Below are 21,927 nucleotides of genomic sequence, written 5' to 3'. Positions count from 1 at the left end.
CGTGACCGTCCGGCTGGCGCAGATCGTCGAGGCCCTCGGCGGCGAGCTGGTCGGCGATCCCCGAACCCCTGTCAGTCGCTTGGCCAGTCTGGCCAGCGCAGGCCCGGAGGCGCTGAGCTTCGCGGTCAGTGCCCGGTACGAAGCGGCGCTGCGCGCCAGCGCTGCCGGGGTCTTGCTGGTGCCGCCCGCTTTGCGCGAGGCGGCTGCCCCGCAAGCGGCGCTGATCGTCGATCCCCACCCCTACCTGTACTACGCGCGCCTCACGCAATGGTGGCGAGAGCGCGAGCGGGCCAGCCAGCCCATGCCCACGGTCCATCCCAGTGCTGTGGTCGATCCGAGTGCAACCTTGGGCCCTGGCGTGTCGATCGGCCCGTTCGCCGTGATCGAGGCCGGTGCATCGATCGGCGAGGGCGCGGTGGTGGGTGCGCACACGGTCGTGGAGCGATCGGCCGAGGTGGGGCCCCGGACACGCTTGGCGCCGCGGGTGGTGCTGGGCGCTGGCTGCCGCATGGGCGCGCGTGGCGTGGTGCACAGCGGGGTCGTCATCGGGGCCGATGGCTTCGGGTTTGCGCCGCTTGAGGGAACGTGGGTCAAGATCGAGCAGCTCGGGGCGGTGCGCATCGGTGACGACGTGGAGATCGGCGCCAATTGCACGATCGACCGCGGGGCCTTGGACGACACCGTGATCGAAGACGGCGTCAAGCTCGACAACCTGATCCACATCGCGCACAACGTGCACATCGGCGCGTACACCGCCATGGCGGGTTGCGCAGCGGTGGCGGGCAGTGCCCGAATCGGCCGCGGCTGCACCATCGGTGGCGACGCGAAAATCCTGGGGCATTTGACCTTGGCCGATGGCGTGCACATCTCGGCGTGCTCGGTGGTCACGCGCTCGATCACGCAGCCGGGCACCTATTCCGGCTTCTTCCCCATCGACAGCCATGCCGAGTGGGAAAAAAACGCGGCCTCGCTGCGATCCCTGCACAAGCTGCGCGAGCGGGTGCGCGCGCTGGAAATCGAACTCAAAAACAAGACCTGAACCCATGGACATCCACGAGATCCTGCGGCTGCTGCCGCATCGCTACCCGCTGCTGCTTGTCGATCGCGTGCTGTCGATCGAGGGGCAGCGCATTCGCGCCATCAAGAACGTTTCGATCAACGAGCCGCAATTCCTGGGGCATTTCCCTCACCGCCCGGTGATGCCCGGCGTGATGATCTTGGAGGCCATGGCCCAGGTGGCCACGCTGCTGGCGCTGAAGACGGCCGGCGAGGTGCTGGACGACAAGAGCGTGGTGTACTTTGCCGGCATCGACGCTGCACGTTTCAAGCGCCCGGTCGAGCCGGGCGACCAGATGCTGCTCGAGGTCGAACTCACGCGGGCCAAAGCTGGCATTTACAAGTTTGCCGCCAAGTGTTTCGTCGGGGACGAGCTCGCCGCGGAGGCTGAGTTGATGTGCACGATGCGTCGCATCGACTGAGTGCATCGGCATGGCTCGCATTCACGCCACCGCCATCGTCGATCCCCGGGCCGAACTGGACGATGACGTCGCCATCGGCCCCTACGCCATCGTGGGGCCCGAAGTGCGCATCGCCGCTGGTACCGAAGTGGGTGCGCATTGCGTGATCGATGGCCAAACCACCATCGGCCGGGACAACCGTTTCCACCCGTTCAGTTCGATCGGCTGCATGCCGCAGGACATGAGCCACCGTGGCGAGCGCACTCAGTTGGTGATGGGCGAACGCAACACGGTGTTTCAGTACTGCACCTTCAGCACGGGGACGTTCAAGGAAGACGGCGTCACCCGCGTCGGGAGCGACAACTGGATCATGGCCTACGTGCACCTCGCGCACGACGTTCAGTTGGGCAGCCATTGCGTGCTGGCCAATGGCGCCACGCTGGCCGGCCATGTGCACGTGGGCGATTGGGCCGTCATCGGCGGGCTCACGGGGGTGCATCAGTTTGTGCACATCGGGGCGCACAGCATGGTGGGTTTTCAAGCGCACGTCGCGCAGGACGTGGCGCCGTACATGACGGTGGACGGCAACCCACTGGCCGTGCGGGCGGTGAATCTCACGGGGCTCAAGCGCCGTGATTTCAGCGACGAGCGCCTCAAGGTCATTCGCCACATGCACAAGTTGCTGTTCCGCCAAGGGCTGACCTTGGACGAATCCAAGACGGGCATTGCCGCCTTGAACGGGCAGGGCGCCGATGACGACGTGCGCTGCATGCTCGACTTCCTGGCCGCCTCCAAGCGCGGCCTGGTTCGCGGCTGATGGACACCGGCCTTCGCCTGGGCCTGGTGGCCGGCGAGGCCTCCAGCGACTGGATCGGCGCGTTGCTGTTGCAGGGACTGCGGGAGCGCGGTCGCCTGTCCGGCGCCAGCGGCATCGGCGGGCCAAGGCTGGTGGCTCAGGGGCTGGATGCTTGGTGGCCGGCGGAGCGACTGTCGGTTTTTGGCTTCAGCGATGCGCTCAAGCGCTTGCCCGAGTTGCTGTGGATTCGCCGTCGCCTGGGTACGCGGTTGCTGGAACAGCGACCCGATGTGTTCGTGGGCGTCGATGCACCCGATTTCAACTTTGGGCTGGAGAAGCGCTTGCGCCGCGCCGGCCTGAAGACGGTGCACTACGTGTGCCCCTCCATCTGGGCTTGGCGGCCTCAGCGCGTGGCGACGCTGCGCGAGGCAGCCGACCATGTGCTGTGCCTGTTCCCGTTCGAGCCGGCCTTGCTGCAAGCCTCCGGCGTGGCGGCCACCTTCGTTGGCCACCCTTTGGCCGATCTCATCCCGATGGTGCCCGACGCTGCCGCTGCACGCCAAGCTTTGGGTCTGCCGCTGGACGGTCGCGTCTTGGCTCTGCTGCCCGGAAGCCGTGCCAGCGAGATCGATGAGATTGCCCCTGCTTTGCTTGGCGCGGCCCAGCGCGTGGTGGCCGCCGAACCCGATGTGCGCGTGGTGCTGCCCGTCGCTCCCGGGCTGCGCCGGCGCATCGAAGCCTTTCTGCCGCCGGGCGGCTGGCCTGCACTCACGCTGGTGGAGGGGCGGTCGCACGAGGTGTTGGCCGCCTGCGACCTGGCCCTCGTGGCCAGTGGCACGGCCACCCTTGAAGCGGCGTTGTTCAAGCGCCCCATGGTGATTGCTTACCGGGTCAGCCCATCCAACTACCGCCGCATGCAGAAGCTGCAGCTGCAGCCTTGGGTGGGCCTGCCCAATGTGCTGGCCCAAGAGTTTTTGGTGCCCGAGTGCTTGCAAGACCGCTGCACCGCCGATGTGCTGGCGGCCGAGGCGCTGCGCGGCTTGGCCGATTCCCCCCGGCGGGTTGCGTTGGCGCAGCGCTTCACCGACCTTCATCACAGCCTGCGCGCCGACACGGCGCAACGCACCCATGACGCGATCGCGCAAGTCGTCGACCGCTGAACGTCGGGCCACGGCGCCCTACACGCCGGACCTGTTTGCCGCTCAGCCCAGCCTATGGCTGGCCGGCGTGGACGAAGCCGGTCGTGGGCCCTTGGCCGGTCCGGTGGTGGCGGCGGCGGTGATGCTGCACCCCGACCGGCCCATCCCGGGGCTGGCCGATTCGAAAACCTTGTCGCCTCGAAAGCGAGAGGCCTTGGCTGTCGCCATCCGCGAGCACGCGCTGTGTCTCAGCGTGGCCGAGGCCTCGGTGGAGGATATCGACCGCCTCAACATCCTGCAAGCCACTTTGCTCGCGATGCAGCGCGCCGTGGCTGGCTTGCGCCTGAAGCCCGGCGAGGTTTGGGTGGATGGCAACCGGGCGCCCTTGCTGGACGTGCCGGTGCACACCCTGGTCAAAGGCGATGCGCTGATGCCGGCCATCTCTGCGGCCTCCATCTTGGCCAAGGTGCACCGCGATGCCTGGTGCTTGCGGGTGCACGCCGAGGCCCCCGATTACGGCTTCGCCGAGCACAAGGGCTACGGCACGCCCGAGCACCTCGACGCCTTGCGTCGGCTTGGCCCCAGCCCTTGGCACCGCCGCAGCTTCGCACCCTTGCGCGAATGGCTGCACGCGGCCCGATGAAAGGACCCGCATGACCGTTCCCCGCGTCGAGCGCATCAGCGCCACCGGCAACCCCACGCTCAAGGCGTTGCGCACCTTGGCGCAGGACAACGGCGCCTACCGAACCCAAGGTCGGGTTTGGCTGGAAGGCGACCACCTGCTGCGCGCCGCTGCCGAGCGTGGTCAGCCTTTCGAGTTGGCCGTCATCACGGAGGAGGCGATCAACCTGAACGCCGAATGGCGCGAGTTGGTGTTGCGGGCGCCCCGCGTGCTGGTGGTCAGCGCCAAAGCGTTTGAGTCCTTGTCCGGCCTGGCGTCGGCCGCCCAGGTGGCCGCGGTGATGCGCTTGCCCGCGCCGCCTGCGCTGCAGGCGCGAGCGGCCAGCGTGGTGCTGGACCGCTTGCAGGACGCTGGCAATGTGGGCGCCATCTTGCGCAGTGCGGCGGCCTTCGGCGTGCGACAGGTCCTGGCGCTCAAGGGCACCGCGGCCTTGTGGTCGCCCAAAGTGCTGCGAGCCGGCATGGGGGCGCATTTCGGGCTGTCGCTCGTGGAGGGGCTCGATGCGGCACCAGTGCTGGCCCTGGGCTTGCCGCTGGTGGCGACGAGCTCTCACGCCACTGCGAGCTTGCCCACCGCCCCGCTGCCGCAGCCTTGTGCTTGGGTGTTGGGCCACGAGGGGCAGGGGGTCAGTGAGTCCTTGTTGGCCGGCTGTGCGCTCACCGTGGGCATCCCTCAGCCGGGCGGCGAGGAGTCGCTCAACGTGGCGGCCGCTGCGGCCATTTGTTTTTACGAGACGGCGAGGCGCGGCCTGGGCTGACCCCGCCTCGGCAGCGCGGCACACTGTGTCGCATGAACGCCCCCACCCAACGACCCTTGCGGGTGCTGCAGGTCAGCGCCGAGTTGGCCCCCTACGCCAAGACCGGTGGCTTGGCCGATGTCACCGCTGCGCTGCCCGATGCGCTGCGTGCCCAGGGGGTGGACTGTCGGGTGCTGCTGCCCGGCTACCCCAGCGTGCGCCAGGCGGTGCAACTGGCCACGGCCCTGGAGCCCCTGCTTTGGCCTTGGGGACGCGTGGGCCGGGTGCTTCGGGGCGAGTTGCCGGCGCTGCCAGGCCGGCCCAGCTATGTGTTGGACGCCCCTGACGCGTTCGATCGTCCCGGCACCCCCTATGCCACCCCGGAGGGCGCGCTGTTCCCCGACAACCTGGAGCGCTTTGCCGCCTTGAGCCACGCCGCAGCCTGGCTGGGCAGCGGGGGCGATAGTGCCTGGTGGCCCGATTTGGTTCACGCGCACGACTGGCACACCGGTTTGGCCTGTGCTTGGTTGGCGCTGGCCCCGCCGCGCGGCTCCGAGGCGCTTCGCGCGGCTCGCAGCGTGTTCACCATCCACAACCTGGCTTACCAGGGGCTGTTTCCTGCCATCGCTGTGGCGCGCTTGGGCCTGCCGGCCGCGGCCTTCCAGATGGAGGGCCTGGAGTTCCACGGTCAACTCAGTTGCATGAAGGCGGGCCTGCACTACGCCAACGCCATCACCACCGTCTCACCCAGCTATGCCCGCGAGATCCAAACGCTCGAGCAGGGCTGTGGCTTGGACGGCCTGTTGCGCCGGCGTGCGGGTGAGCTGGTCGGCGTCCTCAACGGCGTGGACGACCGCGTTTGGAACCCGGCCACGGACAAGCTCCTGCCCGTGCGCTTCGACGCCCAATCGCTGGAAGGCAAGGCCGCCTGCAAGGCCCACCTGCAACAAGCCCTGGGCTTGGAGCCTGCGCCCCAGCGCCTGTTGTTGGGCGTGGTCAGTCGCCTGGTGGCCCAGAAGGGTCTGGATCTGGTGGTGGAGGCTTTGGGCGATTTGCTCGGCCTGGGGGCTCAATTGGCGGTGCTGGGGCAGGGCGACCCGGCGTTGGAGGCTGCCTTTCGCGAGGCGGCGCGGCAGCACCCCGGTCGCGTCAGCCTGAGCCAGGGCATGGACGAGGCGGCGGCCCACCGCCTGGTGGCCGGTTGCGACGTGCTGTTGGTGCCCTCGCGCTTCGAACCTTGCGGCCTGACTCAGCTCTACGGCTTGGCCTACGGCAGCTTGCCCCTGGTGCGGCGGGTAGGGGGCTTGGCCGACACCGTGGTGGACTGCAGCCTGGAGCACCTGGCCGACGACCGCGCCACGGGCTTTGTGTTCGAGCGCTTCGACCGGGGTGATTTTCGGGATGCGCTGCGCCGCGCCATCGTGCTGTGGTCGCGCCCTGACGAATGGCGCCGCGTGCAACGCCGCGCCATGGCCCAACGCTTTGGGTGGGACCGCGCGGCCGAGGGCTACCTGGCGGTGTACCGGCGCGCGCTGCGTCAGTAAACGAGCCGATCGGGTCGGATGTCCCGCAAGATGGTCGTGGCGATTTCCTCGATCGACTTGTGCGTGCTGGACAACCAGGCGATGCCCTCGCGCTTCATCATCTTTTCGGCCTCATTGACCTCGTAGCGGCAGTTCATCGGGTCGGCGTACTTGCTGCCTGGGCGGCGCTCCTGGCGGATGTGCGAGAGACGATCCGGATCGATGGTCAGGCCGAAGCACTTGCGGCGGAATTCGCTCAGCGAACCGGGCAACTTGCCGCGCTCGAAGTCTTCGGGGATGAGCGGGTAATTGGCCGCCTTGATGCCATGCTGCATCGCCAGGTACAGCGAAGTGGGCGTCTTCCCAGAGCGCGACACGCCCACCAGGATGACGTCGGCCACGGCCAAGTTCTTCGCACTTTGGCCGTCGTCGTGCGCCAGGCTGAAGTTGATGGCTTCGATGCGGTCGTGGTACTCCTGGCTCTTGGCCACGTCCGAAAACCGCCCCACGCGGTGGTTGCTCTTCAGCCCGAACTCCTCTTCCAGCGGCGCGATGAAGGTGCCGAACATGTCCAGCAGCAGGCCCTTGCAGTGCTCGCGCACGATGGACAGCACCTCGGGGTTCACCAACGTGGCGAACACCACGACGCGCTGGCCCTCGGCCAGCCCCGTGGCCTCGATCTCCCGGCACACCTCGTAGGCTTTCTCCGCCGAGTCGATGAAGGGCCGGCGGACATGGCGGGCCCTGCCGCCGAACTGGGCCAGGATGGAATTGCCGAAGGTTTCGGCAGTGATGCCGGTGCCGTCGGACAAGAAGTACACGGTACGGTTGGGCATGGGCTCTAAACGACGGGCGCGAGGGTTACGGGTGGTTTCCATCCTACGGCCCCATCCCTAGAATCGAACGCAACTTGCGCTCGACCCTGGCCATGCCCCGCTGCCCCCACCACAAATCCAACACGCTGGGCAGCGTGTGCGCGTCGGCGCCCCGGTTTTTTCACTCTCCAGGAACCTTCCCATGTCTTCACGCTTTGAGCCGACCGCCCTGGTCGTCCCGTTTGACCATTTGAGGATGACCGACGTCGAGGCGGTGGGCGGCAATAACGCCAGCCTCGGCGAAATGATCCACCACCTGAGCGAGTCGGGCGTTCGCGTGCCCGGCGGCTTTGCCACCACGGCCCACGCCTTTCGGGAGTTCCTTCAGGTGGGCGGCCTGGATGCCCGCATCACCGCCAAGCTGGACGCCTTGGACACCGACGACGTGCGCGCTTTGGCCGAGGTGGGCGCGCAGATCCGCGCCTGGGTGATGGATCAGCCCTTCCCGCCCGATTTGGAAGACGCCATTCGCACCGCCTTTGCTGCGCTTGACGCCAGCGGGCAGGGCTCGTTCGCGGTGCGCTCGTCGGCCACCGCCGAAGACCTGCCCGATGCCAGCTTTGCCGGCCAGCAGGAAACCTTCTTGAACGTCGTCGGCGTTGACGACGTGCTGCACAAGGTGCGCGAGGTGTTCGCTTCGCTCTACAACGACCGCGCCATCAGCTACCGTGTCCACAAGGGCTTCGTGCACAGCCATGTGGCGCTGAGTGCGGGCATCCAGCGCATGGTGCGCTCCGACCTCGGCTCGGCCGGCGTGATGTTCACCATCGACACCGAATCGGGCTTCAAGGACGTGGTGTTCATCACCAGCAGTTATGGCCTGGGCGAGACCGTCGTGCAAGGCGCCGTCAACCCCGACGAGTTCTACGTCTTCAAGCCGGCCCTGAACAAGGGCCTGCAAGCCATCATCCGTCGCAACTTGGGCAGCAAACTGCTGCGCATGGGCTTCGCCAGTGAGGATGAACGCGCCGCCAGCGGCAAGTTGGTCAAAACCGAAGACACCCCGGTGGAGTTGCGCAACCGTTACTCGCTGACCGACGCCGACGTCGAAACCCTGGCCAAGTACGCCTTGGTCATCGAGCAGCACTACGGCCGCCCCATGGACATCGAATGGGGCAAGGACGGCCAAGACGGCCAGCTCTACATCCTGCAGGCCCGCCCGGAAACGGTGAAGAGCCAGGCGCAGGTCGAGCACCGCTACAAGCTCAAGGCCGGCAAAGACAGCGTGGTGCTGGTGGAAGGCCGTGCCATCGGCCAGAAGGTGGGCACCGGACCCGTGCGCGTGGTGCACAGCACGGCCGAAATGGAGCGCGTGCAGCCGGGCGACGTGCTGGTCACCGACATGACCGACCCCAACTGGGAGCCGGTGATGAAGCGTGCAGCCGCCATCGTCACCAACCGCGGCGGTCGCACCTGCCATGCGGCCATCATCGCCCGCGAGTTGGGCATCCCCGCCGTGGTGGGCTGTCACGACGCCACCGACAAGCTGCAAGACGGCCAACTTGTCACCGTGGCCTGCTCGGAGGGCGACACCGGCTACGTGTACGACGGCCTGATCGAGTCCGAGATCAGCGAGGTGCAGCAGCGTGAGCTGCCCTACTGCCCAGTCAAGATCATGATGAACGTGGGCAACCCGCAGTTGGCTTTCAACTTCGCGCAGATGCCCTCGGGCGGCGTGGGTTTGGCGCGGCTTGAGTTCATCATCAACAACAACATTGGCGTCCACCCCAAGGCCATCTTGGACTATCCCGCCATCGACGCCGATCTCAAAAAGGCCGTCGAGTCGGTGGCACGTGGGCACGCCAGCCCGCGTGCCTTCTACGTGGACAAACTCGCCGAAGGCATCGCCACCATCGCGGCGGCCTTTTACCCGCGCCCGGTCATCGTGCGCCTGTCGGACTTCAAGAGCAACGAGTACCGCAAGCTCATCGGCGGCTCGCGTTATGAGCCCGACGAAGAAAACCCCATGCTGGGTTTTCGCGGCGCCAGCCGCTACATCAGCGGCGAGTTTTCGGATGCGTTCGCCATGGAGTGCGAGGCCCTCAAGCGCGTTCGTCAAGGCATGGGGCTGACCAACGTCGAAATCATGGTGCCCTTTGTGCGTACCGTGAAGCAGGCCGAGCGGGTGGTGGGCATGTTGGCCGAGCGCGGCCTGAAGCGCGGCGAAGACGGCCTGCGCGTCATCATGATGTGCGAGGTGCCCAGCAACGCCATCTTGGCCGACCAGTTTTTGGAGCACTTCGACGGCATGTCCATCGGCTCCAACGATCTGACCCAACTCACCCTGGGGCTGGACCGCGACTCGGGCCTGGAGCAGTTGGCCGGCGACTTCGACGAGCGCGATCCGGCGGTTCGCAGCCTCATCAGCCGCGCCATCAACGCCTGCCGGGCGACCGGCAAGTACATCGGCATCTGCGGCCAAGGCCCCAGCGACCACCCGGACTTCGCCGATTGGTTGGCGGACGAGGGCATCACGTCGATCTCGCTGAACCCGGACACGGTGGTGGAGACCTGGATCCGCCTGGCGGGTTCCAAGTAAGCCCATCCGCCGCCCGCCAGCTTGGATGTCCGGGGCTAGCCGGCTATACTGGCGGGCTTTTCGCCTTGCTGGGCCTCGAATTCGACGCCGAGCCCAGCTTCCTCGCTGCAGTTGCGGCGGAATCCACAAGGAGCATTCATGCGTCACTATGAAATCGTGCTGCTGATCCACCCGGATCAAAGCGAGCAAGTTCCGGCCATGCTGGAGCGTTACAAGGGCATCGTCACCGCCGCGGGAGGCAAGGTGCACCGCGTGGAAGATTGGGGCCGCCGTCAGCTGGCCTACATGATCCAAAAGCTCGCCAAGGCCCACTACGTGTGCCTGAACATCGAAGCCAGCAAGGAAACGCTGGTCGAGCTGGAAACGGGTTTCCGTTACAACGACGCCGTGCTGCGTCACCTGACCAGCAAGCGCGACGCCGCCGAAACGACGCCGTCGATCATGATGAAGGCGGTCGAGCGCGAAGAATCGCGCAAGGCCAACCAGGAAGTCGCGGCCTAAGGGCCCGTCAAGCCGAAAGGATTCGAACTGCAGACCCTGCCTCCGGTTTCGCACAACGCGCTGGTCGTCACCGCGCGCTGGGTGGAGCAAGGGGCGTTGCGCTACACCCCCGCCGGTTTGCCGGCTGTGGACCTGACCCTGGAGCACGAAGGGACGACGACGGAAGCCGGCATGGCGCGTCGAGTGACCTTCAAGCTCAAGGCGGTGGCCCTGGGGCCGGTGGTGCGGCAGGTGCAGGTGGTGGCCGCCGACAGCCTCGCTCATTGGAGCGGCTTCCTGGCCCCGACCCGCAACGGCAAAGGGGTGGTGATGCACGTCACCCAGATCGAACCCGCGGTTTAACCCACACGTACACGAGGAATCACCATGGCACTCGCCCGCGGTAAGGGTCGCTTCTCCAAAGACAAGAAGCCCAAGCGCAACCAACAATCCCTGCTGTTCCGTCGCAAGCGCTTCTGCCGCTTCACGGTGGCTGGCGTCAAGCAGATCGACTACAAGGACGTCGACACGCTGCGCGACTTCATCGCTGAAAACGGCAAGATCACCCCGGCCCGCCTGACCGGCACCCGTGCGATCTTCCAGCGCCAGCTGACCACCGCCATCAAGCGCGCTCGCTTCCTGGCCCTGCTGCCGTACAGCGACCAGCACAAGGCCTGATAGGAGCTCACGAACATGCAAGTCATCCTGCTGGAAAAAGTCGCCAACCTGGGCAACCTGGGCGACATCGTCAAGGTCAAAGACGGCTACGCCCGCAACTTCCTGATCCCCACCCGCCAAGCGCGTCGCGCCACGGAATCGGCGATCAAGGAATTCGAAGCCAAGCGCGCCGAGCTGGAAAAGGTCGCTGCCGACAAGCTGGCTGCCGCCCAAGCCTTGGCCGAGAAGCTGAACACCAAGACCGTGCGCATCGTCCAAAAGGCGGGTGTGGACGGCCGTCTGTTCGGCTCGGTCACCAACGCCGACATCGCCGATGCGCTCAAGGCCGAGGGCCACGACGTCGTCAAGGCCATGGTGCGTCTGCCCAATGGGCCGCTGAAGCACGTGGGCGACTTCGCCGTTTCGCTCGGTCTGCACACCGATGTGGCGGTGGAAATCAGCGTGCATGTGGTCGCCGCCGCCGAGTAAGTTCGGCTAAGCTCCACCGCGCTGTCCAGCAAGGCCGGCTCCCGCAAGGGGGCCGGCCTTGTGCTTTTCCGGCCTGGCACTTGTCCCGGGCTGCTCACCGGCTATCCACAGACTTGTCCCCATGAACGGCCCCAGTTTTGCCCCCGTGCGCGACGACGAGATCGCCCGCCTGCGCGTACCGCCGCATTCCATCGAAGGCGAGCAGTCGGTGCTGGGCGGCTTGTTGATCGACAACAGCGCCTGGGACCGCGCCGCCGACCTCGTCAGCGACAGCGACTTTTACCGGTTGGAGCACCGGCTGATCTTTGCCGCCATTGGCAAGCTGGTGGTGGCCGGCAAGCCAGCCGACGTGATCACGGTGTTCGAAGAGCTCAACAGCCTGGGCAAGGCCGAGGACTGTGGCGGGTTGGACTACCTGAACGCGCTGGCGCAGTCGGTGCCCAGCGCGGCCAACTTGCGCCGCTACGCGGAGATCGTGCGCGAGCGCGCCGTGCTGCGCAAGTTGGTGACCGCCAGCGACGAGATCGCCTCCGCGGCGTTGGCGCCGCAGGGGCGCAGTGTGTCGGCCATCTTGGACGATGCCGAGGGCAAGATCTTGCGCATCGGCGAGGAGGGCGCGCGCGGCACACAAGGCTTCCATCGCATGGACAAGCTCATGGTCCAGTTGATGGATCGGGTGAACGAGCTGGCCGAGAACGGCGCCGACGACGTGACTGGCGTGCGCACCGGCTTTTACGACTTGGATCGCATGACCGCTGGCCTGCAACCTGGCGACCTGCTGGTGCTGGCGGCGCGCCCCTCGATGGGCAAGACGGCCTTCGCCGTGAACATCTGCGAGCACGTGGCGGTGCAAGAGGGACTGCCCGTGCTGATCTTCTCGATGGAAATGGGCGCAGCACAGTTGGCCTTGCGGATGGTGGGCTCCATCGGCCGCGTGGACCAAAGCCATTTGCGAACCGGGCGCCTGACCGACGACGAGTGGGGCCGTTTGCTGGAGGCCACCGAAAAACTGGGACGGGCCAGCATCTTCATCGACGAGAGCCCGGGCCTGAGCCCGGCCGAGGTGCGGGCGCGGGCACGGCGGCAAGCGCGCGAATGCGGCCAGCTGGGGCTGATCGTCATCGACTACTTGCAGTTGATGGCGGGTGACGGCGGCAACGAGGAAAACCGCGCCACGGTGCTCGGTGAAATCTCGCGGGGCATGAAGGGCTTGGCCAAAGAACTGAAGTGCCCCGTGATCGCGCTGTCACAGCTCAACCGATCCGTGGAGCAGCGCCCCGACAAGCGTCCGATGATGTCCGACCTGAGGGAATCGGGCGCCATCGAGCAGGACGCGGACGTGATCATGTTCATCTACCGCGACGAGTACTACACGAAGGACGAGTGCAAAGAGCCGGGCGTGGCCGAGATCATCATCGCCAAACAGCGGAATGGCCCGGTGGGCACGGTCAAGCTGGGCTTCCAGCGCATGCACACCAAATTTGAGAACCTGGCTCCCGACTACAGCAGCGGCGGGGATTACTGAGCGCGGGGCGGTGGAGCGCCACCGAGGCGGCGTTGTGTTCAGACCTCGGCGGCGAGACCGGCACATCGGATGGCCAGGCCACCCACTGCGCGGGGGCGGTTGGCGGCAGCCGTCTGAGGCCGCACGTACAACTCTTGCAGGGCGTGGATCTGCGGCTCCAACTCCGACGCGTTCTCGATTTTCGATTCGTGGCGTTTGAGCACCGAGAGCGCCATGTCGATGAGCTTGGTGTTCCGAGTCTTTTCGCCCTCGCGCAAGAGCAGTTGCACCGAGTGGTCGGGCTGTCCCCGCATGCTGAGCTTCATGGCGGTTTCCGCGATGTCGAACACCTTGCCATGGCAACTGCGGAGGGTTTCCGCCGCGACTTCGTTCTTTTCACACATCGCCACCAAGATCTCGGTGGCAGCTTTGGTTGTGCAAAAGCGCATGCCAATGCTCAGCAGCATGTCGTCCATTTCTTCCAACTGCATGTCGCTGGCGGCCAGACGGATCCACACGGCCACCACCAAGCTGGCGCATTCGTGGTCGCTGGTGTCGCGCTTCAGGTCGTTGGCCAACTCCCGCGCCAGCCCCAGGGCGTCGGCCGTTCGGCGCTCCTGCATGGCCACCAAGGCCTCCACCACCCTGCGCAGCCGGGCGATGCGCGACGAAGAGGGCGCTCGCTCCAACTCGCCAGTCAAGGTGTCCATCAGTTGCCTCACGCCTTTGGCGTCGCGCTTGTCGTAGCGCATGAGGGCGATCAGGGTGATGCTGAAAAGGTCGAACAACTTCGAGCGCAAGCCATTGATCAGGGCGCGCTCCAGCAGGCGTTGGGCTTCGCCGCGCTCGCCTTTGTAGAAGGCCAGCGTACCGGCTCGCTGCCCGCGCATCAGGCAGCCGGGCGTCAGTTCCGTGGCGGCACGGTAAGTGGCCAGGGCGGCGTCGATGTCGCCTTGCTCCATGTGCACACGCCCGAGCACGTCGTGCGAGTCGGCAAAGTCGGGTGACTCGCCGATCAGGTTTTCCAAGGTGCGGCGTGCCTGGCTGTGGTGCCCCTTGCCGAGGTCGGCGCGGGCCACGCCGAGCTTGGCCCAGGGCAAGGTCTTGGCGGCCACGATGGCTTCGTACAAGGCCTTGGCTTCGTCGTAGCGGCGCAGGCGCAGGAGTAACTCGGCACCGATGCGCGCGGCAAACAACCAGTATTCACCCCGGGCGTTAAATCGCCTCATGCAAAGGCTGGCAGCTTGGTCGAACTCCTGCGCTTCGATGGCTTCGAAGATGGGGCCGAGCACCCGCTTGCGATGGCGCGCAATTCGGATGCGCTCGGCCAGCGAGGCCAGCGTGTAGGGCTTGATCAGGTAGCCGTCCAGCGCGGCTTCGGCGGCCTCGGCGACTTTGGCGTACGTGGCCTCGGCGGTGATCATCATGAACACCGTCGCGTAGGGCAGCAGGCCTTCGCGTCGCAACTCGTCCAGCAGGTCTTGGCCGGATTCGTCGCCGCCTTCGAAGTGGTAGTCGCACAGCACCAAGTCGTACGGGGCGTTCTCCAACACGATGCGGGCTTCCTTGACCCGTGCCACCGAACGCACAAACCCGCACCCCAATTCACGCAGTTGCGCCGTTAGCAAGCTCCGCGCATTGGCATTGCTGTCAATGATGAGCGCGTTGGCTTTGTGGAAGGTGGCGTCGATGGTCATGCCGTCTGTGCAGACGCTGCAAGGAATGCAGATCAATGCATGATCGGCCACCGCATGCGATTTCTGGAGAGGGTTGGCCCGCGCCTGTTGCCAAGTTACCGCAGGGCGTGACTTATTTGAACAAGTCTTTCACCCGATCAGTCCAGCTCTTGCTGCTGGGCGAGTGCTTGTCGCCGGCCTCGCGGAAGCTCTTGTCCAACTCCTTGAGCAACTTGCGCTGGTGTTCGGTGAGCTTGACGGGGGTTTCGACGCTGACGTGGCAGTAAAGGTCGCCCGGGTAGCTGGAGCGCAGGCCCTTGATGCCCTTGCCCTTGAGCCGGAAGGTCTTGCCGTGCTGGGTGCCCTCGGGCAGTTCGATTTCGGCCTTGCCGCCCAAGGTGGGCACTTCGATGTGGCCGCCGAGTGCGGCCGTGGTGAGCAGGACCGGCACCGTGCAGTGCAAGTCATCGCCGTCGCGCTCGAAGATGTCGTGCTGCTTGAGGTGGATCTCGATGTAGAGGTCGCCCGCCGGGCCGCCATTCACGCCAGGCTCGCCGTTGCCGGCCGAGCGGATGCGCATGCCTTCGTTGATGCCCGCCGGGATCTTGACCTCGAGCGTCTTTTGCTTTTTCAGCTTGCCCGCCCCGTGGCAGGTGCCACAGGGGTCGGGGATGACCTTGCCCGAGCCGTGGCAGTGCGGGCAGGTTTGCTGGATGCTGAAGAAGCCCTGGCGCAGGTGCACCGTTCCGCTGCCCCCACAGTGACCGCAGGTCTTGGCGCTGGTGCCGGGCTTGGCCCCACTGCCGCCGCAGGTGCCGCAGCTTTCCCAGGTGGGGATGCGGATCTGGGTGTCGGTGCCGCGCGCCGCCTCTTCGAGGCTGATCTCGAGCGAGTAGGACAGGTCGGCCCCGCGGTAGACGCGCTGGCCGCCACCGCCGCCCCGCCGGCCGCCATTGCTGCCGAACATGTCGCCAAAGATGTCGCCAAACGCTTCGGCGAAGCCGCCAAAGCCCTCGGGGCCCCCGCGGAAGCCGCCACCGGCACCGCCCGCATTGGGGTCGACCCCCGCGTGGCCGTATTGGTCGTAGGCGGCGCGTTTTTGCGCGTCGCTCAGCACCTCGTAGGCCTCCTTGACCTCTTTGAACTTTTCCTCGGCCTTCTTGGCGTCCGCGCCCTCGCCCTGGTTGCGGTCGGGGTGGTGCTTCATGGCCAGCTTGCGGTAGGCCTTCTTGATGGCGTCGTCGTCGGCGTTCTTGGCAACGCCGAGCACTTCGTAGAAATCTCGCTTGGTGGCCATGGTGCGGGGGTGCTTTCCTGAAAGTCAAAGGCCCGGGCGTGGGGGCCCGGGCCGTGGTGCTGCCCGGGACGGGCTTACTTGGTGTCCTTGACTTCCTTGAACTCGGCGTCCACCACGTTGTCGTCGGCCGGCTTGGCCTGGGCGCTGGCCTGGGCATCGGCGCCCGCTGCCGCCCCCTGCGCGGCTTGCGCGGCTTGCGCTTGCTCGTACACCTTTTCGCCCAGCTTCTGGCTGGCCTTCATCAGGGCCTCGGTCTTGGCTTCGATGGCGACCTTGTCTTCGCTGTCCTTCAGGGTGTCTTCCAAGTCCTTGATGGCTGCTTCGATCTTGGCCTTTTCGTCGGCGTCCAACTTGTCGCCGAATTCGCCCAGCGATTTCTTGACGGAGTGCACCATGGCGTCGCCTTGGTTCTTGGCCTGCACGAGCTCGACCTTCTTCTTGTCCTCGGCGGCGTTGGCTTCGGCGTCCTTCACCATCTTCTCGATCTCGGCCTCGCTCAGGCCCGAGTTCGCCTTGATGGTGATCTTGTTTTCCTTGCCGGTGCCTTTGTCTTTGGCGCGGACGTGCAAGATGCCGTTGGCGTCGATGTCGAAGGTGACTTCGATCTGAGGCACGCCGCGCGGCGCGGCTGGGATGCCTTCGAGGTTGAACTCGCCCAGGCTCTTGTTGGCCTGCGCCATTTCGCGCTCGCCCTGGTAGACCTTGATGGTCACGGCCGGCTGGTTGTCGTCGGCGGTGGAGAAGGTCTGCGCGAACTTGGTCGGGATCGTCGTGTTCTTCTTGATCATCTTCGTCATCACGCCGCCCAGGGTCTCGATGCCCAGGCTCAGCGGGGTGACGTCGAGCAGCAGCACGTCCTTGCGGTCGCCGCTCAGGACAGAACCCTGAATGGCGGCACCGACGGCCACGGCCTCGTCGGGGTTCACGTCCTTGCGCGGCTCTTTGCCGAAGAAGGCCTTCACGGCTTCCTGAACCTTGGGCATGCGGGTCATGCCGCCGACCAGGATCACGTCGTCGATCTCGCCCACGCTCACGCCAGCGTCCTTGATGGCCGTGCGGCAGGGGGCGATGGTGCGCTCGATCAGCTCATCCACCAGGCTTTCCAGCTTGGCGCGGGTGAGCTTGACGTTCAGGTGCTTGGGCCCGGACGCATCGGCCGTGATGTAGGGCAGGTTCACGTCGGTGCTGGCGGCGCTGGACAGCTCGATCTTGGCCTTCTCCGCGGCCTCCTTCAGGCGCTGCAAGGCCAGCACGTCCTTGGTCAGATCGACGCCCTGTTCCTTTTTGAACTCGGTGACGATGTAATCGATGATGCGCTGGTCGAAGTCTTCGCCACCCAGGAAGGTGTCGCCGTTGGTGGACAGCACTTCGAACTGCTTTTCGCCATCGACATCGGCGATCTCGATGATCGAGATGTCGAAAGTGCCACCGCCCAAGTCGTAGACGGCGATCTTGCGGTCGCCCTTGCCGGCCTTGTCCAGGCCGAAGGCCAGGGCCGCGGCGGTGGGCTCGTTGATGATGCGCTTGACTTCCAGGCCAGCGATGCGGCCCGCGTCCTTGGTGGCTTGCCGCTGGCTGTCGTTGAAGTAAGCCGGTACGGTGATGACGGCCTCGGTCACCTCTTCGCCCAGGAAGTCCTCGGCGGTCTTCTTCATCTTGCGCAGCACTTCGGCGCTCACCTGCGGGGGCGCCATCTTCTTGCCGCGAACTTCCACCCAGGCGTCACCGTTGTCGGCGGCGGCGATGGTGTAGGGCATCAGGTCGATGTCCTTTTGCACTTCCTTTTCGGTGAACTTGCGACCGATCAGGCGCTTGACGGCGTACAGCGTGTTGCGCGGGTTGGTGACGGCTTGGCGCTTGGCGGGCGCCCCCACCAAGATTTCGCCGTCTTCCATGTAAGCAATGATGGACGGGGTGGTACGAGCGCCTTCTGCGTTCTCGATGACGCGGGTGCTGCTGCCGTCCAGGATGGCGACGCAGCTGTTGGTGGTGCCCAGGTCGATGCCGATGATCTTGCCCATGTTGAAACTCCGTTGGTGTCTTGGGATTGCGGTGAAGGTGGGGGGCGGGGAGGGCCTTTCAAGACCCTGTCGCCCACAGGGGTTCGATCAGCGGGGGGCCGATACCGTGACGAGTGCCGGGCGCAACACGCGGTCGGCGATCAGGTAGCCCTTTTGCAGCACGGCCACGATGGTGTTGGGACCTTGCTCGCTCCCGTCGGGAAGCGGAACGGCCGAGATGGCCTGGTGCTGGTGGGGGTCGAACTTGGCCGCTGGGGCCGGGTTGATTTCCACGACCTTGTTGCGCTCCAAGGCCTGAACCAGTTGCCGCCGGGTGGCGTGCACGCCCTCCAGCATTTGCTCGGGGGTGGCGTCGGGGCGGGCGATGGCCGCTTCCAAGCTGTCCAGCACGGGCAGCATGGCTTCGGCGAATCCTTCGACGGCGAACTTGCGGGCCTTGGCCACGTCTTCGTCCGCGCGGCGTCGGGCGTTCTCTGCCTCGGCTTTGGCGCGCAGGTAGGCGTCGCTCATCTCCGCCAAGCGGGCTTCCAGGGCCAACACGGCCTCGGGTTTGCCCTCGGCGCTGGGGGCATCGCTGGCCGAGAGATCGTGTTCGGGGGTCTCGTTGCTCATCATGGGTTGCGGAAGGCGGGCCCGCCACCGGGCCCCAGCCGACGAAATGGGGGCACACGCGGCGAGTTCAAGGGTGGTGGGTCTCAAAGGTGGCGGGGCGATGCATCGGCATCCCGGGGGGATCGACGGCTCTCAGCGTGAGGCTTTGCGGCCCTCGCCGGATTCGGGCCAAGTGGCGCTCCAGCGATCCCAGCGGGGAGGCGAATCGGCCGCCTCCCAGGCGTCCAGCTGGCGGCGGTCGCGCTTGGTGGGTCGCCCTTGGCGCAGCGCATCGGCCGGCTCCGGGGTCCAGTGGCGTCGTTCGGCGGCGGCTGCGGCGGCCTGCAGGCTCTCGGGCGTGTCTTCGTACAACGCCTGGGCCACAGGCGCGGGGCCCCGCGTGGAGCTCAAGCCCCGAACGATGACTTCGCGCACCCAGCCGGGTTGGACCAACTGCAAGCGGTCGCCCACGCGAACGTCCCGGCCGGGCTTGACCGGTTGGCCCTGGAGGCGAACCCGCTGCCGTTCGACCGCCTCGACCGCGAGCGCGCGGGTCTTGAAGAAGCGCGCCGCCCACAGCCATTTGTCGAGGCGGATCGACGGCAGAGGGGCCGTCATGGGCTGCTACCGTGCTGGCGGGCACGCGCAGCACGCTCTTGCAGGGCCTCGGAGCTCAGGGCCGCCTCTCGGGTTGGCCAGCCCTGCAGGTGTTGTTCTGCCACGGCGACCAGGGCGTGCATGCCCTCGGGGCTGTCATTCAGGCAGGGGATGTAGCGCAGCGCGCCGCCCCCGGCCTCGCGCAGGGTGTCCGCGCCCTCCATGGCGATCTCTTCCAGCGTTTCGAGGCAATCGGCGGAAAAGCCCGGGCACAACACGTCAACGTCGTGCGGCCCTTCAGCGCCCAAGGCCTGCAGCACCGACTCGGTGGACGGCCCCAGCCATTTGGCACGTCCGAATCGGCTCTGAAAGGCCACGCGCACCTCCTCGGGGCGCAGCCCCAGCGCCTCGGTGAGCAGGCGCGCGGTCTTGTGGCATTCGCAAAAGTAAGGGTCGCCCAAGTGCAGGGTGCGCTCGGGCATGCCATGGAAGCTGAGCACCAGGGTCTTGCCCCGCCCCTCACGCTGCCAGTGGGCTTGCACGCTGTGCGCCAGGGCTTGGATGTAGGCCGGGTGGTCGTGGTAGTGGTTGATGACGCGCAGTTCCGGCATCCAACGCTGCGCTTGCAGCCAAGCGCTGACCTCGTCCATCACGCTGGCCACCGTCGCGCCGCAGTACTGGGGGTAGGCGTTGAACACGAGGATGCGCTGCGCCCCGGCGGCTTTCAGGGCGTCCAACTCGGAGGCGATGCTGGGGTTGCCGTAACGCATGGCCCACCGCACGTGCACCCGGTGGCCCCGCTCTCCCAACCAGCCTTGCAATTGCTTGGCTTGGCGGGCGGTGATGACCTTGAGCGGCGCGCCCTCGGGCATCCAGACGCTGGCGTACTTGGCGGCACTCTTGGCCGGGCGCACCCGCAAGATGATGCCGTGCAGGATGGGCCACCAAAGGACCTTGGGGATCTCGACCACGCGCGGGTCGCTGAGGAACTGGGCCAGGTAGCGCCGTACGGCCGCGGGGGTCGGCTCGTCGGGGCTGCCCAGGTTGCACAGCAGCACGCCAACCGTGGGGCCGGCTTGCCGGGCGTGGTCGAAGGTCGATCGCACGTCAGTCTTGGGCCTGGGTGTCGGCGAAGTGGAGGATTTCAAAGCGCACCACGGGGGTGTCCAGTTGCACGGGCGAACTGCCCAGCCCGATGACTCCACTGCCATGCAGGGTGCAGCTGGTGCGGCGCAAGGCCATCACCTCGCTGCTGCCGCTGAAGCGCACGTAGCTGCCGTTGAAGCTGAGGTCGGTGAGGGAAAACTGACCGCTCTGCCAGTCGATGCGGGCGTGTTGACGGCTCACCCGGCCGTCGGTGATGCAAAACGCTGCTTGGACGCTGCGGCCCAGGACGATGGGCATGAGCTTGGTGTCGAACATGCGATCCAAGTCCAGCCAGATGAGCCGAATGCCGTCGGGCTCGGGCGAGGGGAACGACTCGCTCCCGAATTGCGTGGCAGCAGCATCGCCGGCCAGGTTGCGCTGCATGGCGTACACCCGCACGGGTTCGACGCGACCTCGAACGCTGATGCCTTCCAAGCTACGGAACCGGCCGCTCAAGGCGGGGGGCAGGACATCGCGTGCCTCGGCGGTGAACAAGGTTTCGTTGTCGCCCGCATGGCCCAACAGCCGTGCGGCGACGTTGACGGCATCGCCGAAGCAATCGCCCCCGATTTCGACCACCTCGCCGTGCGACACGGCCACCTGCAACTTCAAGGCGCCGGGCCCGCTGGCCTGCTCGGCTCGCACGCGACCCTGGACCATCAGCAAATCCAGCTCGGTGTGCATCTGGACCGCAGCCTCGAAGGCCTGGGTGGGGTCGCTGAACACGGCCATCAGGCCATCGCCCAGGGTCTTGACCGTCCGACCTTCGGCCTTTTGAACCGCGTGGCGCACCAGGGCCACCGTTTGTGTCACCACGGCCGTGGCTTCGGCATTGCCCAGGGTTTCAAACAGCGATGTGCTGCCGCGCAAGTCGGCAAAAAGCACGGTTCGCTGAATGATCTGGGCCATGGAGGGTCAGCTGGAAGCGGCGGCAGTGTAGGACGGGTCAGCGCCTATGAAAAAGCCGGGCTTGAGGGCCCGGCTGAGGCATCGCGGGAGCGAATGCAGCCGCTCACAGGTTTTCCAGGTAGGTTCGCAGTTTGTCGGAACGGCTGGGGTGCTTGAGCTTGCGGATGGCTTTGGCTTCGATCTGGCGGATGCGCTCGCGGGTGACGTCGAACTGCTTGCCCACTTCTTCGAGCGTGTGGTCGCTTTGCATTTCGATGCCGAAGCGCATGCGCAGCACCTTGGCTTCGCGCGGGGTCAGGCTGTCGAGGATGTCCTTCACCACATCGCGCAGACCGGCCTGCATGGCGGCTTCCACCGGGGCCACGTTGTTGGTGTCCTCGATGAAGTCGCCCAAGTGGCTGTCGTCGTCGTCGCCGATCGGCGTTTCCATGGAGATCGGCTCCTTGGCGATCTTCATGATCTTGCGGATCTTGTCCTCGGGCATCTCCATTTTCTCGGCCAACGTGGGGGCATCGGGCTCGTAGCCGAATTCCTGCAGGTGCTGCCGCGAGATGCGGTTCATCTTGTTGATCGTCTCGATCTTGTGCACCGGGATACGGATGGTGCGCGCCTGATCGGCGATCGAACGGGTGATGGCCTGCCGGATCCACCACGTGGCGTAGGTCGAGAACTTGTAGCCGCGCCGGTACTCGAACTTGTCCACGGCCTTCATCAGGCCGATGTTGCCTTCCTGGATCAGGGCACGCCCAGCGGATTCAGCACGAAGTCCACCGGGGTCCCGTCTTCGAGGAAGGGCATGTCTTCCGACGGCAG

The 21,927-nt window shown here is 66.2% G+C and carries 22 protein-coding genes and 1 pseudogene; 13 read left to right on the top strand and 10 right to left on the bottom strand.

Annotated elements, in window-relative coordinates; all coding sequences use genetic code 11:
- Position 1 precedes the first annotated feature (1 nt).
- The 7 genes from lpxD to glgA are packed head-to-tail and all read left to right on the top strand — an operon-like array spanning position 2 to position 6,354.
- On the top strand, positions 2-1,039 hold the full coding sequence (gene lpxD, locus O9335_RS05825) for a UDP-3-O-(3-hydroxymyristoyl)glucosamine N-acyltransferase (protein WP_298384921.1): 1,038 nt from the start codon (positions 2-4) through the stop codon (positions 1,037-1,039).
- A 4-nt stretch (positions 1,040-1,043) separates the two neighbouring features.
- Positions 1,044-1,478 carry a 3-hydroxyacyl-ACP dehydratase FabZ gene (gene fabZ / locus O9335_RS05820; RefSeq protein WP_298384918.1) on the top strand — a complete coding sequence of 145 codons (435 nt, stop codon included), beginning with the start codon at positions 1,044-1,046 and terminating at the stop codon, positions 1,476-1,478.
- A gap of 10 nt (positions 1,479-1,488) precedes the next feature.
- Complete coding sequence (gene lpxA, locus O9335_RS05815) at positions 1,489-2,274, top strand: acyl-ACP--UDP-N-acetylglucosamine O-acyltransferase (protein WP_298384914.1); 786 nt, start codon at positions 1,489-1,491, stop codon at positions 2,272-2,274.
- A complete protein-coding gene (lpxB, locus tag O9335_RS05810; RefSeq protein WP_298384911.1) occupies positions 2,274-3,413 on the top strand; it encodes a lipid-A-disaccharide synthase in 1,140 nt (379 codons plus the stop codon). The genes lpxA and lpxB overlap by 1 nt, the downstream gene beginning before the upstream one ends.
- On the top strand, positions 3,382-4,035 hold the full coding sequence (rnhB, locus tag O9335_RS05805; protein WP_298384908.1) for a ribonuclease HII: 654 nt from the start codon (positions 3,382-3,384) through the stop codon (positions 4,033-4,035). Before lpxB ends, rnhB begins: the two co-directional genes overlap by 32 nt.
- A 10-nt stretch (positions 4,036-4,045) precedes the next feature.
- The gene (locus O9335_RS05800; protein ID WP_298384906.1) at positions 4,046-4,831 is read left to right on the top strand and encodes an RNA methyltransferase; all 786 of its coding nucleotides are present in this window, start codon (positions 4,046-4,048) and stop codon (positions 4,829-4,831) included.
- A gap of 56 nt (positions 4,832-4,887) precedes the next feature.
- The gene (gene glgA, locus O9335_RS05795; protein WP_298384950.1) at positions 4,888-6,354 is read left to right on the top strand and encodes a glycogen synthase GlgA; all 1,467 of its coding nucleotides are present in this window, start codon (positions 4,888-4,890) and stop codon (positions 6,352-6,354) included.
- Here glgA and O9335_RS05790 read toward each other — a convergent pair.
- Positions 6,348-7,169, bottom strand: coding sequence for a pyruvate, water dikinase regulatory protein (locus O9335_RS05790; RefSeq protein WP_298384903.1), 822 nt, complete (start codon positions 7,167-7,169; stop codon positions 6,348-6,350). The two genes, glgA and O9335_RS05790, sit on opposite strands and share 7 nt — an antisense overlap.
- Positions 7,170-7,350: 181 nt before the next feature.
- Here O9335_RS05790 and ppsA point away from each other — a divergent pair, with 181 nt between their 5' ends.
- From ppsA to dnaB, 6 genes are all read left to right on the top strand, one after another.
- Entirely contained in the window at positions 7,351-9,747 is a 2,397-nt protein-coding gene (gene ppsA / locus O9335_RS05785) for a phosphoenolpyruvate synthase (protein WP_298384900.1), read from the top strand.
- Positions 9,748-9,885: 138 nt separating this feature from the next.
- The gene (gene rpsF, locus O9335_RS05780; protein ID WP_298384896.1) at positions 9,886-10,248 is read left to right on the top strand and encodes a 30S ribosomal protein S6; all 363 of its coding nucleotides are present in this window, start codon (positions 9,886-9,888) and stop codon (positions 10,246-10,248) included.
- 27 nt (positions 10,249-10,275) lie between these two features.
- Positions 10,276-10,590, top strand: a complete 315-nt coding sequence (priB, locus tag O9335_RS05775; RefSeq protein ID WP_367185404.1) for a primosomal replication protein N — start codon at positions 10,276-10,278, stop codon at positions 10,588-10,590.
- A 24-nt stretch (positions 10,591-10,614) separates the two neighbouring features.
- On the top strand, positions 10,615-10,905 hold the full coding sequence (gene rpsR / locus O9335_RS05770; protein ID WP_298384894.1) for a 30S ribosomal protein S18: 291 nt from the start codon (positions 10,615-10,617) through the stop codon (positions 10,903-10,905).
- A gap of 15 nt (positions 10,906-10,920) precedes the next feature.
- The gene (rplI, locus tag O9335_RS05765; protein WP_298384892.1) at positions 10,921-11,373 is read left to right on the top strand and encodes a 50S ribosomal protein L9; all 453 of its coding nucleotides are present in this window, start codon (positions 10,921-10,923) and stop codon (positions 11,371-11,373) included.
- Positions 11,374-11,494: 121 nt separating this feature from the next.
- The gene (gene dnaB, locus O9335_RS05760) at positions 11,495-12,898 is read left to right on the top strand and encodes a replicative DNA helicase (protein ID WP_298384890.1); all 1,404 of its coding nucleotides are present in this window, start codon (positions 11,495-11,497) and stop codon (positions 12,896-12,898) included.
- Positions 12,899-12,936: 38 nt separating this feature from the next.
- On the opposite strand, the gene O9335_RS05755 is transcribed toward dnaB, so the two are convergent.
- The 9 genes and pseudogenes from O9335_RS05755 to O9335_RS16710 form a co-directional block, all read right to left on the bottom strand.
- Positions 12,937-14,574, bottom strand: a complete 1,638-nt coding sequence (locus O9335_RS05755; RefSeq protein ID WP_298384888.1) for a response regulator — start codon at positions 14,572-14,574, stop codon at positions 12,937-12,939.
- Between the two features lie 112 nt (positions 14,575-14,686).
- The gene (gene dnaJ / locus O9335_RS05750) at positions 14,687-15,850 is read right to left on the bottom strand and encodes a molecular chaperone DnaJ (RefSeq protein WP_298384886.1); all 1,164 of its coding nucleotides are present in this window, start codon (positions 15,848-15,850) and stop codon (positions 14,687-14,689) included.
- A gap of 74 nt (positions 15,851-15,924) precedes the next feature.
- Complete coding sequence (gene dnaK / locus O9335_RS05745; protein ID WP_298384884.1) at positions 15,925-17,871, bottom strand: molecular chaperone DnaK; 1,947 nt, start codon at positions 17,869-17,871, stop codon at positions 15,925-15,927.
- An 87-nt stretch (positions 17,872-17,958) separates the two neighbouring features.
- Positions 17,959-18,486 (bottom strand): nucleotide exchange factor GrpE, encoded by a 528-nt coding sequence (grpE, locus tag O9335_RS05740; RefSeq protein ID WP_298384882.1) that lies wholly within the window; start codon positions 18,484-18,486, stop codon positions 17,959-17,961.
- 129 nt (positions 18,487-18,615) lie between these two features.
- A complete protein-coding gene (locus O9335_RS05735; RefSeq protein WP_298384880.1) occupies positions 18,616-19,080 on the bottom strand; it encodes an RNA-binding S4 domain-containing protein in 465 nt (154 codons plus the stop codon).
- A complete protein-coding gene (hemH, locus tag O9335_RS05730; RefSeq protein WP_298384878.1) occupies positions 19,077-20,165 on the bottom strand; it encodes a ferrochelatase in 1,089 nt (362 codons plus the stop codon). The genes O9335_RS05735 and hemH overlap by 4 nt, the downstream gene beginning before the upstream one ends.
- A gap of 1 nt (position 20,166) precedes the next feature.
- Entirely contained in the window at positions 20,167-21,114 is a 948-nt protein-coding gene (locus O9335_RS05725) for an adenylate/guanylate cyclase domain-containing protein (RefSeq protein ID WP_298384876.1), read from the bottom strand.
- Positions 21,115-21,217: 103 nt separating this feature from the next.
- A pseudogene (locus O9335_RS05720) lies at positions 21,218-21,853 on the bottom strand (sigma-70 family RNA polymerase sigma factor); the annotation flags it as partial.
- Positions 21,850-21,912, bottom strand: coding sequence for a hypothetical protein (locus O9335_RS16710; protein WP_367185403.1), 63 nt, complete (start codon positions 21,910-21,912; stop codon positions 21,850-21,852). The pseudogene O9335_RS05720 and the gene O9335_RS16710, both read right to left, overlap by 4 nt.
- Between the last annotated feature and the right edge of the window lie 15 nt (positions 21,913-21,927).

The sequence above is a fragment of the Inhella sp. genome (genome assembly GCF_027532025.1).
GTDB lineage: Bacteria > Pseudomonadota > Gammaproteobacteria > Burkholderiales > Burkholderiaceae_C > Inhella.
Note: the sequence above shows the minus strand (reverse complement) of the source record. Positions and strands in the feature narration are given on the sequence as shown.